This is a genomic window from Aeromonas sp. TECH754, from assembly GCF_056279295.1.
Map to the genome: position 1 here is coordinate 1837957 of NZ_JBWBRA010000001.1, position 12544 is coordinate 1850500.

The following is a 12544-nucleotide window of genomic DNA, read 5'->3' on the forward strand; positions in this document are numbered from 1 at the left end:
CGCAGCAATGACAAGCGCCCGACCTGAGTCGGGCGCCATGAAACATACACCTTCATCCGGCTACTTCTTGCCGATCCCGTATTCTCGCAGCTTGTTGGCGATGGCGGTGTGAGACACCCCGAGCCGCTTGGCCAGTTGGCGGGTGGAAGGAAACGCCGGATAGAGCCGCTCCAGCAGCCGGCTCTCGAAGCGCTTCACCGCCTCGTCCAGCCCCCCCTCGAACCACTCGTCGATGAGTGGCATGGCGTCGGCCGCCACCGGCAAGTCCACGTGTTCGGGGCCAATCTCGTCCCCTTCCAGCAGGGTCATGGCCCGGTAGAGGCAGTTGCGCAGCTGGCGCACGTTGCCGGGCCAACGGTAGGCGGTCAGGTATTCGGCCATGTTGCGGGTAAAGCGCGGACGGGGCCGCTGCAATTCGCTGGCAAAGCGGGAGACAAACTGCTGGGCCAGCGCCATGATGTCCGCCTTGCGCTCGCGCAGGGGGGGCAGCGCCAAGCTCAGCACGTTGAGGCGATAGTAGAGATCTTCGCGGAACTTACCCTCGTGCACCAGATCCAGCAGCTGTTTCTGGGTGGTGCAGATGAAGCGCACGTTGACCCGTACCTCCTGCTCGTCACCAACCCGGCGAAACACGCCATCTTGCAGCACCCGCAGGAACTTGGTCTGCAGATGGGGGGACATGTCGCCGATCTCGTCCAGCATCAGGGTGCCGCCGCTCGCCAGCTCCAGCACGCCGCGCTTGCCCTCGGTGTTGTTGCCAAAGGCGCCGGGGGCGTAACCGAACAGCTCGCTCTCGGCCACATTGTCCGGCATGGCGGCGCAGTTGAGCGCCATGAAGGGGTGACTGGATCGCAGGCTGGCGCCATGGCAGGCGCGGGCCAGCAGCTCCTTGCCGGTGCCAGTCTCGCCGACGATGAGCAAGGGGGCATCCTGCATCGCAAGCTTCGCAGCCTGGGCCAGCACCTCTTTCATCTTCTGGCTCTCCGCCTGCAGGTGCTCGAAGCCACCCACCTCCACCGCGTGCAGTGCGCTGAAGTGCATGCCGACCCGGCGGGCGGATTTCAATACCACCACGGCGCCGGCCAGGGCCTGCTTGCCCTTCTCCTCGGCCACGAACAACGGCATCAGATCGCCGAGGTACTCCTCGCCGCCGAGGCTGAGCTTGCAGGTCTGGGGCCGGATCTCGCTCGCCTCCAGCCAGCGGCTGAAAGAGAAGCCCTTGACCAGGGAGCCAAGGGAGACGCCGCGCACCTCTTCCGGCGGCAGCGCCAGGGTGGTGAGGGCGGCCTGATTGGCCTGGGTCACCCGGCCCTTGCCATCGAGGGAGAACACCAGATCCGGCAATGCCTTGAGCAGCGCCTCTATCTCGTGATGCTCCCGCTCCGAGGGCATGTAGGGGATAGTCTTGACGTCGTAGATGCCGGGAATGCGGCGGATCTCCGGCATCAGATGCTGGAAATCACGAAACTCCAGCTCGGGGAAATTGAGATAGATGATGCCTGAGGTATCGATTTCGATGCCGCGCAGATCGATGTTGTGCTCCACCAGACGATCGAGCAGTTCCCGGGTCAGGCCCAAGCGGTCTTCACAGCTGACTTCAAGACGCATTCGGCACACACTTCCTAGCTAACATTCTGAATAACCGAATGATACAGACTCGATCCCGCCAGTGCGAGGGCTGACCCATAAAAATGCGGGCCCACCCCGTTTTCACCGGGCAGGCCCTGCTGGTCTCGCGCGTTAAGCCGCGGCTGACGTCATCAGCTCATCGGTGCGCGCCGCCATGATGAAGTCGTTGCGGTGCAGGCCCCCTATCTTGTGGGTCCACCAGCTGACGGTCACCTTGCCCCACTCCAGCAAGATAGCCGGGTGGTGAAACTCCGCCTCCGCCAGCGCGCCGAGCCGGTTGGTGAAGGCCAGCGCCTCCTTGAAGTTGCGAAACGCGAACTCCCGGCGCAGTTGCAGCTCCCCCTTCACCACCAGAGGTTGCCAATCGGGGATGAGATGCATCAGTTCGCTCAGCTCCTCGTCGCTGACCTTGGGGGCATCGGCGCGACACGCTTCGCACCGTTGGCTTGCCAGTTCGGACATTCGGGACTCCTTATCATCAATGGATCGCAGAAAATGGGGAAACGCGGCCGTCAGCTCGCCTGCTTGCCCAGGTGTTTATGGAAGTCGGGTGCGAAGCGCGGGGCATGCAGGCCGAGACGGCGAGCCTCCCCCAGCATCGCCATGATGTCCCTATCCGCCAGCTGATAGAGCTCGTCGAGCCGCGGCAGGACAAAGTAGATGGGCTGCATGATGTCGATGCGATAGGGGGTGCGCAGCACTTCTATGGGGTCGAACGGCTGCAATACGGGCTCACCGCCGAGGGCATAGGCGGTCTCGCCGATGGAGGAGAGAATACCGCCGCCGTAGATGCGCAGCCCCTCCCCTTGCTGAGCCAAATCCGCTCGCACCAGACCAAACTCCACCGTGAACCAGTAGAGCCGCGCCAGATAGACCCGATCCTCCTTGCTCGCCCGCAGGCCAAGCTGGCCATAGACATGGGTGAAGTGGGCGAAGGCCGGGTTGGTCAGCATGGCGCAGTGGCCGAAAATCTCGTGGAAGATGTCGGGCTCTTGCAGGTAGTCGAGCTCGTCCCGGCGCCGGATGAAGGTGGCGACCGGGAACTGGCGGTTGGCCAAGAGCGAGAAGAAGCGATCGAAGGAGATGAGCGCCGGCACGGCCACCACCGACCAGCCGGTGACAGGGGTCAGCACGGCGTTGATCTCGCCGAGCTGCGGGATGCGATCCCGCGGCAGATCGAGGCGTGCCAGCCCCGCCAGGTACTCGTCGCAGGCCTTGCCGTCCAGCGCAGCGAGCTGACGATCGATCAGGATCTGCCAGGTGCCGTGCTCTTCATCGCTGTAGTGGATGACGCCCTGCTCGTCCGCTTGATGTGCCGTGTAGAGGCTTGCCATGATCCGGTTCCACTCCGCCCTCAAGGGCGATGTTGCATTGGTCTGTTTGCACAGGCTGTCTGCGCAGGTCTATGGGATCACTGTAACGGTTTGCCCCCTGAAAAAGCAGCCGACCCTGAGGTCGGCTGCTTGCCAGAGATGTAAATAATTTGTGACAGACAGGGCCGTCGCCACGCCTCAGGACTTGTTGAGATAACCTGCCAGCTGACCGATGAGCCGCTTGCGCAACTCACCCAACTTGGGCTTCTCATCGCCGCACCAGGGCAGCGGGCGGCACGCCTCCATGGTGCGCAGCCCCAGCCTCGCGGTGAGCAGACCGGCCCCCACCCCTTGCGCTGCGCGGGCGGAGAGCTTGGCGGTGAGCTCGGCCCCCAGCAGATCCATGCCCACCTCGGTCACCAGCTCGGTGGCGCCGGCGTAGAGCATGTTGCGAAACACCTGACGGATTAATTGAATGCGACTCCAGTAACCGAGTTCGATGGCATAAACGTCCGCAATATCTTCAATCATCCGCAGATTGCGCCACAACATCAGCATCATGTCGACGGTGGCGAGCGGACTCAGGGCCACCAGCACGGCGGCCTCCCCCGACCATTTGGCGACCCTGGCCTGGGCCAGCTTGTCGCGCTCGGTCAGCACCAACTGGCTGTAGAGGGTCAGCACCTCCCGATCGCTGTGGCTCTCGTCGAGCTGAGATAACCAGTGGTTGTACCCCTCCCGCCCCTTGTCACCGCTGCGCGTCGCCAGGGCTTCGCAAAACGCCTGCCCCTGCCCCACCCCCTGGCGGGCCAGCAGGTCTTCGGCGCGCGAGCGCACATCCTGGCGCCGCTTGAGGGTGCGTAGTCGCAGCCACTCCCGCCCCGCCACCCCGGCCGTGCCGACCAGCACCAGGCCGGAGGCCAGCAGCCAGGCGCCGCCCCAGAGCGGGGATGAGACGAACTGATCATAAAGGAAGCTGCCAAACTGGCCGAGGGACAGCAGGCCGACCGCCCCCAGCCCCCAGCCCAGCAGGCGGTGACGGCGGCGGGGTTTGATGGTCAGGGCCGGCTCGACTTCAGTGAAGTCGCTGAGCTCATCAAGGCGCTCGAAACTTGCCTCCTCCAGCCGCTGGGCCGGGGCGGGCGCCTGCTCCGCTGGCGCCGCCGAGATCACCGGCTCCAGCACCACCTTGCCTTGCAGCGGGACGCCCTCGTCTGGCGTCCGCAATTTGGTCTGATCGTTCATCGCTTATCTTCCTCCGCGCCGCACTGCGGGGTTAACCCGCAGAGCGGCCAGCTGATTATTCGAGGTGATCCCCGAGCAGGAATTCCAGCGCCGCATCGAGCCGGATATGGGGCAAGGCCTGATGGGCGCTCATGGGCAGCGGGCGAAACGCCTGGAAATCGAAGCCCTGGCTGTGCCACCACTGAGCCGGTGGAATATGGGACGGCACCTCCCCCGGGAACAGCAGCAGCGGCTCGCCCCCTAAGCTGGTGCCGCGAATGGCCGGAAACTCGCGGCCGTTGGCGATCCCCTTGCCCACCTCGGTCGCCTTGATGGCGGCGAGCGCCAGGCATTCGGTCTCTATGCCCTCGAAGCGCGCCTGACCGCGGCCGCTACTCACCAGATGTTGCAGCAGGGAGACCAGGGGTCCGTGCTGCTCCGGCGTCACGTGATCCGCCTTGCTCGCCACGAACAGCAATTTGTCGATACGCGGGGCGAACAGCCGCCGCCACCAGTTGCTCTTGCCGTAGGCGAAGCTCTCCATGATGCGGGCGATGGCCTGCTGCATGTCGCCGAAGCTGGCGGCGCCGGCGTTGAGGGGCTGCAGGCAATCCACCAGCACTATCTGGCGATCGAAACCGGCGAAGTGCTGCTCGTAGAAACCCTGCACCAGGTGCTGCTTGTACTGCTCGAAGCGCTGCTTGAAGGTGGCATAGAGGCTGCCATCGGCGGGCTCGCCGGTGGGCTTGTCCCACACCCAGGGCACGAACTGCAGCAGCGGTGCACCGGCATACTCCCCGGGCAAGACGAAGCGACCGGGCTGAATGAGGTGCAGGCCGAGCTCGCGCTTGCAGGCGTGCAGATAATCGGTGTAACGCTCGGCCAGCTCGCTGGCGGGCCGCTCCTCGAAGGACTGTTCGGCCTGCCAGCGCGGTTCAAGCCAGCCGCTCGCGAGCGCCTGCAGTTCGGGGCGGCGCAGTTGCTGTTGCACCTGCTCGCTCCACTGCTCGTAGCTGAGTTCGAGCAGCGGCAAGTCCAGCAGCCACTCCCCCGGGTAGTCCACCAGATCCACGTAGAGGGTGGAGATCTCCCCCAGGTGCTTGCGCAGGGGATGGCGGGTGCGATAGCGAATTTCGAGGCGCACCTCGGCCACCCCGCGGGTCGGCTCCGGCCAGGCGGGAGGATCCCCAAACAGGGAGTCGAGCCCGCGCTCGTAGGGGAAGGTGGGGATGTGGGCATTTTGCTGGGGCACCCGGCGTGCCCCCAGGATCCGCCCCTGGCGCTGGGCATCCCACAGGGGCAGCCGGCCATCGATGGCCGCGTGCTCCAGCTGGTTCACCAGCGCCGTGATGAAGGCTGTCTTGCCGCTGCGGGACAGGCCGGTGACCGCCAGCCGGATGTGGCGATCCCGTACCCGGTTCACCACCTCATTGGCCTTGTGCTGCAGCACAGACCACTGCTGTTCGAGCTTGTTGCGTAGCAATTTTTTAGGTGTCAAGGCGTGCTCAATCCTCTCTGTGGTCGCGCCCCGGCCCTCCCTGGCCCGGGACGCTATGGGTCATCTCATCACAGCTTGCTGAATTCCCGTTGCAAGTTGAACTCCTTGGAGGTCACCAGCTTCTCGATGCGCTGCACTCTGGGTTCGAGCGCATCCAGCTCCTGCGCGATGCGGCCCAGCGCCTGGTGAGGTGTCACCCCCGCCTGCCAACTGCGCGATTTCATGCGCAGATCGCTGAACTCGGCATCCTTCTCCCCATAGAGGGTGATCGGCTTCTTGTCGAGCAGGAACCAGGCCGCAATGTAGGCAGTGAAGGTGATGAAACCGGCGAAGATGAGGCCGGTGATGGCCAGCAGCCGCACTATCCAGATCTCCACCCCGAAGTAGTCGGCGAGGCCGGCGCAGATCCCCGCTATCTTGCCCCGCTGGGGGTCACGGTAGAGATTGCGACTCGTCTGATTTGACAGCGTCATACCTTGTTCCTCCAGCCGGGGACCTCGGCATCGAGAATGGATTCCAGTGCCCCCACTCGCTCCTGCATCTTCTCGGCGCGCACCAGCAGCCCTTCCAGCTGCTGCCGCTCACCGTCGGCGAGACCCACACCGATCCGCCCCTTGGCGCGATAGTGCAACACCAGCCAGATGGGGGCCACTATCACCATGAAGACGATGAGCGGCGTCGCCAATATGCCAATGATATCTTCCATTCGTTACTCCCCCTGCTTGGTGGCGTCGCTCTGGCCCAGCTTCTGGCGCATGGCCTCGAGCTCACGGCTGATCTGATCGTCCACCTCCAGCTCGGCAAATTGCTGGGCCAGCGCCTTGTCGGACTGACCGAGATCGGCGCGGGCCTCCATCTCGTCGATGCGGCGCTCCATGCGCTCGAACTTGCTGACCACGGCCTGGCTGTCGCCACGGGCCACCTGGCTTTGCACGTTCAAACGGCTGCTGGCCGCCTCGCTGCGAATGGCCATCGCCTTCTGGCGGGTGCGGGCGTCTTCGAGCTTGGCTTCCAGCTGGCGAATTTCGTCGCCCAGCTTGTCGATGCCGCTGTCCACCGCCTGCTGTTCACGCACCAGCGCATCGGCCAGCTCGGTCTGTTTCTTCTTCTCGATGAGGGCGGCGCGGGCCAGATCGTCGCGCCCCTTGGTCAGGGCCAGTTCGGCCTTGGCTTGCCATTCGTTCACCCGCTCCTGATGGCGGCTGACCTGGCGGCCAATCTCTTTCTGGTTCGCGAGGAAGCGGGCCAGGTTGGAGCGCTCCTTCACCAGCTCGTCTTCCATCTCCTGAATGATCAGGCGCACCATCTTCTGGGGATCTTCTGCCTTGTCGAGCAGGGCCGTCAGATTGGAATTGATGATGTCGGCCAGGCGGGAAAAAATACTCATGACTCTACTCCTGTGATGGGCATTGGGTTGTTTCTCCATTGACAATGGCAACTTGTGTGCCAATCTGGAACAAATTTTAACTCATTGATTTATATGGGCACACTTCATGAGTTTCAAGTCACCCGGAACAACGGGTGATAAAAATCACTAACTTTTGGTAAGATTGACCAGATTTTTCAACGAGCAGGGTGTAAGGATGAGCACAGACACGGAAAGCCTGTTGGGTGAGTCCAACGCGTTTCTTGAGATCATCGAGCAGACCTCCCGCCTCGCGCCCCTGCGCAAACCCGTGCTGATCATCGGCGAGCGAGGGACCGGCAAGGAGCTCATCGCCCACCGCCTACATTATCTCTCGGCCCGCTGGGATCAAAGCTTTGTCACCATCAACTGCGCCACCTTGAGCGAGAGCCTGCTGGAAACCGAGCTGTTCGGCCACGAGGCGGGCGCCTTCACCGGCGCTGCCAAGCGCCATCAGGGCCGGTTCGAGCGCGCCGATGGCGGCACCCTGTTCCTCGACGAGCTGGCCACCACCAGCGCCCGGGTGCAGGAAAAACTGCTGCGGGTCATCGAATATGGCGAGTTCGAGCGGGTGGGCGGTGCCAAGCCCCTCAAGGTGGATGTGCGACTGGTGTGCGCCACCAACGAGGATCTGCCCGCGCTGGCCGAGCGGGGCCAGTTTCGCCACGATCTGCTGGACCGGCTGGCGTTCGACGTCATCACATTGCCCCCCCTGCGGGAGCGACGGGACGACATCCTGATGCTGGCGGAGCACTTCGCCCACAGCATGACCCGGGAGCTGGGCTATCCGCTGTTTGCCGGGTTCTCCCGCAAGGCGACCCAGCTGCTGCTGGACTACCCCTGGCCCGGCAACGTGCGGGAGCTCAAAAACGTGGTGGAGCGCAGCCTCTATCGCCAGGGCAACCCACAGTTGCCGCTGGCAGAGCTGGTGATCAATCCCTTCGATTCCCCCTGGCGCCCCCGGGCCCGGACCGAAGTGCCTGCCGAGTCAGCCGGGTTGGCATCAACCACTGAACCGCAGGCCCCCAGCCTGCCGCTGGATCTCAAGAGCACGGTCGCTGAGTTCGAAGTCAATTTACTCAAGCAAGCGATGCAGCAATCCCAGTATAATCAGCGCAAAGCGGCCGATCTGCTGGCCCTGAGCTACCACCAGTTCAGGGGTATGCTGCGTAAATACCAGCTGCTCGAGGGGGATGACAACAATGGCAATGCAGAGACTGCCTGACTCTGAATCAGCATCCCTCCTCGGGGAATACCGCACGATGACCTGCGACTCGAGAGGGATGGCAACAATGACAGCGCTAAGCTCGGCTGATCCCGCAGGGATGCCCTGCCCGGCAGGATCCCGCAACGCGCCCGCCCTCCCGCGGGCAACCTTGCATGAACACATTTCGCATGAAGACATGGCTCCACAATGAGAATGCTCACACCACTGCTGCTCGGTCTCCTGGTACTCACCGGCTGTCAGAAACAAGACGATGCCTCAAAGACGGGGCTCATCTACTGCGCCGACGGGGCGCCCCAGACCTTCAACCCGCAGCTCGCCAACTCGGGCATGACCCTGGATGCCAGCGCCCGCCCGCTCTACGATCGCCTGCTTGAGGTCAATGCCAATACCTTGAGTCTCGAGGGAGGCCTCGCCACCCACTGGCGCGTGAGCGAGGATGGCCTCTCCTATACCCTCACCCTGCGCAAGGGGGTCACCTTCCATCGCACGCCCTGGTTCAGCCCCTCTCGCCAGTTCAACGCCGACGACGTGCTGTTCACCTATCATCGCCTGCTGGACGACCGTCATCCCTACCACGCCATCTCGGGCGGCGAGTACCCCTATTTCTACAGCATGGGGCTGGCGTCCCTCATCAAGCGGGTCGACAAGCACGGGCCCCACGAGGTGGTGTTCGAGCTCAACCGGCCGGATGCCTCCTTCCTCGCCACCTTGGCCAGCGACTACGCCATCGTGCTGTCGGCCGAGTATGGGGAACAGATGATCAAGGCCGGCACCCCCACGCTGCTCGACAGCCGCCCCATCGGCACCGGCCCCTTCAGCTTCAAGGAGTACCGCCACAACGAGTTCGTGCGCTACCTGCGCCATCCCGGTTACTGGGGCGGCGAGGCCAAGATCGAGCAGCTGGTCTACGACATCACCCCCAGATCGTCCAAACGGCTCGCCAAGCTGCTGACCGGCGAGTGCGACGTGATGAGCACCCCCTCCGCCAGCCAGCTGTCGGTGATCGACAAGGACTCCCACCTCAATCTGTCGGTACAGTCGGGCATGAACGTCGCCTTCCTGGCCCTCAATACCCGCAAGGCGCCCTTCAACAAGGTGCAGGTGCGCCAGGCGCTGGCCAGTGCCATCAACGTGCAAAACCTGTTGCAGGCGGTCTACTTCGAAACCGGGCAGCCCGCCACCAGCCTGCTGCCGCCGCTGTCCTGGGGTTACAATCCCTCCCTGCAACTGCGCAAGCCAGACCTCAAGCTCGCCCGCAAACTGCTCGCGGAGGCCGGCTTCCCGCAGGGCTTCGAGATGCAGGTGCTGGTGCAACCAGGCGCCCGTCCCTACAACCCGGACGGCCTCAAGACCGCCCAGTTGATGCGCAGCGATCTCGCCAAGATAGGGGTGAAGCTGAAAATCGTGCAGCAGGCCTGGCCGGTCATCGAGACCCGGCTCGCCAAGGGGCAATATGACAGCCTGCTGTCCGGCTGGATCGCCGACAACGCCGATCCGGACAACTTCTTCCGCCAGTTGCTGAGCTGCGCCGCCGTCGAGCGGGGCAACAACTACAGCCGCTGGTGCAGCCCGGCCTTCGATCAACTGCTGGACGATGCGGTGACCACCCCTCAGCTCGCCTTCCGCCTGCGCAATTACTACTATGCCCAGACCCTGCTCAACGAGCAGTTGCCGCTGATCCCGCTGGCCCATGCCCTGCGCACCCAGGTGAGCCGCAGCGACATCGAGGGACTGACCCTGATGCCCTTCGGTGGCACCACCTTCAACCAGGCCTATCGGGAGTGAGCATGCGTTTCGATATCCACTTCATCGCTGATCGCATCTCTTGCCGGTCAGCGACCAGCCCGCGAGCGGAGGCATAACCATGTTCTTCTATATCCTGCGCCGCATCACCCTGCTGCTCATCACCCTGCTGGTGCTGACCCTGGCGGCCTACCTGCTGGAGTTTCGTCTCATCGGTCAGGTGCTGGATCTCTGGCACGGCTACCCGGACTTCCTGCGCCGCATCTTCGCCGGTGATTTCGGCCTCTCCAGCGTCTCCGGCCTGCCGGTGCTGGACGAGATCCGTCACTACTTCCCGGCAACCCTGACGCTCTGTCTCGCGGCCTTCGCCATCTCGCTGCTGGTGGGCATTCCGCTCGGCACCCTGGCCGCGCTTTATCAGGGACGCGGACTGGATCTCTCCATCATGGCCGCCGGCCTCATCGGCTACGCCGTGCCGGTGTTCTGGCTCGCCTTGCTGATGGTGATGCTGTTCTCGCTGGATCTCGGCTGGTTGCCCGCCTCCGGCCAGATCAGCCTGCTCTACGACGTGCCCTCCATCACCGGCATCGCCATCGTCGATGTGCTGCTGAGCCACGAACCCTGGCGCGACGCAGCCCTGCACGATGCCCTGCGCCATCTGGTGCTGCCGTCCCTGGTGCTGGCGGTGGTGCCCACCACCGAGGTGATCCGCCATGTGCGCAGCTCCCTCATCGACGTGATGAAGCAGAACTACATCAAGGCCGCGGCGAGCCGGGGCCTCTCCCGCCGCCAGATCGTCTGGCGCCACGGCCTCAAGAATGCCCTGCCACCGGTGTTGCCGCTGCTCGGCCTGCAGCTTGGCAGCGTGCTCACCTCCGCCATGATCACCGAATTCGTGTTCGACTGGCCCGGCATCGGCCGCTGGCTGGTCAACAGCATAGCGCTGCAGGACTACGCCGCCATCCGGGGCGCCTTCCTGGTGGTGGCCAGCTTCGTGATCTTCATCAGCGTCAGCACCGAGTTGCTTACCACCATCATGTACCCGGCACGGCGTAAAGAGCTCTATGCAAAACAGGACTGAATTCGCTTATCGGGCAAGCCGCTGTTGCGCAAGCGCCATATTGTCGGCGCCGAGCTGCTCACCGCCGTCATGCGGTATCCGGCAGGGCGCAAAGCACGCTATGCAAGACAAGATTGAACGTGCCCAAATGGCGAGCCCTTGCTATGCAAGCGCCATATTGTCGGCGCCGAGCTGCTCACCGCCGTCATGCGGTATCCGGCACGGCGCAAAGCACGCTATGCAAGACAAGATCGAACGTGCCCAAATGGCGAGCCCCTGCTACGCAAGGGCCATATCGTCGGTGCCGAGCTGCTCACCGCCGTTATGCGGTACCCGGCAGGGCGCAAAGCACGCTATGCACAACAAGACCAAACCTGCTCATGCCCTGAGCTGGAGCCTGACTCATGCAAGATAAATCGAACATCTACCCGGAGCTCAGGATCCTCTCTCCGCTGGAGCAGACCTGGGCCTCCTATCGTCGCAATCCGCTGGCCATGGGCGGCCTCTGGTGCTTCGTGTTGCTGTTGCTGGTCACCCTGATCGGCCCCCTGGTGGTGCCCTATGGCATCGACGATCAGCACAGCAGCCGCCTGCTGCTGGAGCCCTCCTGGGCCAGCACCGGCAATATCGACTACTTCCTCGGTACCGACGATCTGGGCCGCGACATCCTCTCGCGCCTGGTGGTGGGCGCCCGCCTCACCTTCGGCAACGCCCTGCTGGTGGTGATGATTGCCCTCGTCGTCGGCTCCACCATCGGCATCCTCGGCGGCATGAGCAAGGGAGTGAAGTCGAGCGTGCTGCATCACCTGCTCGACACCCTGCTCTCCATTCCCTCCCTGCTGCTGGCCATCATAGTGGTGGCCATCCTGGGGCCTGGCCTCTTCAACACCCTGATCGCCATCACGCTGGCACTCATCCCCCCCTTCATCCGGGCGACCTACAACGCGGTCCACGCCGAGATGCAGAAGGAGTACATCATCGCCAGCCGCCTCGATGGCTCGCCCCCCTGGCGGATCATGCGGCTGGCCATCTTGCCGAACATCGTCGAGACCCTGGTGGCGCAAACCACCCGCACCCTCTCCGCCGCCATCCTGGACATCTCGGCGGTGGGCTTCCTCGGCCTCGGCGCCCAGTCGCCGCAGCCGGAGTGGGGCGCCATGCTGGCGGATTCAAGCGATCTCATCTATCTGGCCCCCTGGACCGTGACCCTGCCGGGCATGGCCATCCTGTTCAGCGTGCTGGTGACCAATTTAGTGGGTGAAGGCATCCGCGAAGCACTCAAAGAGGGGAACGATTGATGCAGCGCTCTCTGCCCAAGATAGGCATGTTCACCCTTGGCCCCTGCCCATTCCTGTACGGCGTGCTGGTCAACCGATCGCTGGTGGGTGAAGGCATCTGCGAAGCGCTCAAAGAGGGGAACGATTGATGATCTTGTTGCTCTATA

At 63.6% G+C, this 12544-nt stretch carries 13 protein-coding genes; 5 read left to right on the forward strand and 8 right to left on the reverse strand.

Annotated features, from left to right (window positions below):
• Nucleotides 1–60: 60 nt before the first annotated feature.
• The 8 genes from tyrR to pspA all read right to left on the reverse strand — a co-directional run bounded on the left by tyrR (nucleotide 61) and on the right by pspA (nucleotide 7051).
• Nucleotides 61–1608: a transcriptional regulator TyrR gene (gene tyrR / locus ACZ9IL_RS08030; protein ID WP_476003041.1), complete on the reverse strand. Its 1548-nt coding sequence runs from the start codon at nucleotides 1606–1608 to the stop codon at nucleotides 61–63.
• 132 nt (nucleotides 1609–1740) lie between these two features.
• A complete protein-coding gene (locus ACZ9IL_RS08035; protein WP_476003042.1) occupies nucleotides 1741–2091 on the reverse strand; it encodes a 4a-hydroxytetrahydrobiopterin dehydratase in 351 nt (116 codons plus the stop codon).
• 50 nt (nucleotides 2092–2141) lie between these two features.
• Complete coding sequence (gene phhA, locus ACZ9IL_RS08040; RefSeq protein ID WP_476003043.1) at nucleotides 2142–2963, reverse strand: phenylalanine 4-monooxygenase; 822 nt, start codon at nucleotides 2961–2963, stop codon at nucleotides 2142–2144.
• Between the two features lie 177 nt (nucleotides 2964–3140).
• Nucleotides 3141–4187: a YcjF family protein gene (locus ACZ9IL_RS08045; protein WP_476003044.1), complete on the reverse strand. Its 1047-nt coding sequence runs from the start codon at nucleotides 4185–4187 to the stop codon at nucleotides 3141–3143.
• Between the two features lie 55 nt (nucleotides 4188–4242).
• The gene (locus ACZ9IL_RS08050) at nucleotides 4243–5649 is read right to left on the reverse strand and encodes a YcjX family GTP-binding protein (RefSeq protein WP_476005319.1); all 1407 of its coding nucleotides are present in this window, start codon (nucleotides 5647–5649) and stop codon (nucleotides 4243–4245) included.
• An 83-nt stretch (nucleotides 5650–5732) separates the two neighbouring features.
• Entirely contained in the window at nucleotides 5733–6137 is a 405-nt protein-coding gene (gene pspC / locus ACZ9IL_RS08055) for an envelope stress response membrane protein PspC (RefSeq protein WP_476003045.1), read from the reverse strand.
• On the reverse strand, nucleotides 6134–6370 hold the full coding sequence (pspB, locus tag ACZ9IL_RS08060; protein ID WP_033129602.1) for an envelope stress response membrane protein PspB: 237 nt from the start codon (nucleotides 6368–6370) through the stop codon (nucleotides 6134–6136). Before pspB ends, pspC begins: the two co-directional genes overlap by 4 nt.
• Before the next feature lie 3 nt (nucleotides 6371–6373).
• Nucleotides 6374–7051 carry a phage shock protein PspA gene (gene pspA, locus ACZ9IL_RS08065; RefSeq protein ID WP_476003046.1) on the reverse strand — a complete coding sequence of 226 codons (678 nt, stop codon included), beginning with the start codon at nucleotides 7049–7051 and terminating at the stop codon, nucleotides 6374–6376.
• A 196-nt stretch (nucleotides 7052–7247) separates the two neighbouring features.
• Here pspA and pspF point away from each other — a divergent pair, with 196 nt between their 5' ends.
• The 5 genes from pspF (at nucleotide 7248) to ACZ9IL_RS08090 (ending at nucleotide 12526) form a co-directional block, all read left to right on the forward strand.
• The gene (gene pspF, locus ACZ9IL_RS08070) at nucleotides 7248–8294 is read left to right on the forward strand and encodes a phage shock protein operon transcriptional activator (RefSeq protein WP_476003047.1); all 1047 of its coding nucleotides are present in this window, start codon (nucleotides 7248–7250) and stop codon (nucleotides 8292–8294) included.
• A 195-nt stretch (nucleotides 8295–8489) separates the two neighbouring features.
• Complete coding sequence (gene sapA, locus ACZ9IL_RS08075; RefSeq protein WP_476005320.1) at nucleotides 8490–10082, forward strand: ABC transporter substrate-binding protein SapA; 1593 nt, start codon at nucleotides 8490–8492, stop codon at nucleotides 10080–10082.
• 79 nt (nucleotides 10083–10161) lie between these two features.
• Complete coding sequence (locus ACZ9IL_RS08080; RefSeq protein ID WP_476003048.1) at nucleotides 10162–11121, forward strand: ABC transporter permease; 960 nt, start codon at nucleotides 10162–10164, stop codon at nucleotides 11119–11121.
• A 383-nt stretch (nucleotides 11122–11504) separates the two neighbouring features.
• Entirely contained in the window at nucleotides 11505–12398 is an 894-nt protein-coding gene (locus ACZ9IL_RS08085) for an ABC transporter permease subunit (protein ID WP_476003049.1), read from the forward strand.
• On the forward strand, nucleotides 12398–12526 hold the full coding sequence (locus ACZ9IL_RS08090; protein ID WP_476003050.1) for a hypothetical protein: 129 nt from the start codon (nucleotides 12398–12400) through the stop codon (nucleotides 12524–12526). The genes ACZ9IL_RS08085 and ACZ9IL_RS08090 overlap by 1 nt, the downstream gene beginning before the upstream one ends.
• Nucleotides 12527–12544 lie beyond the last annotated feature (18 nt).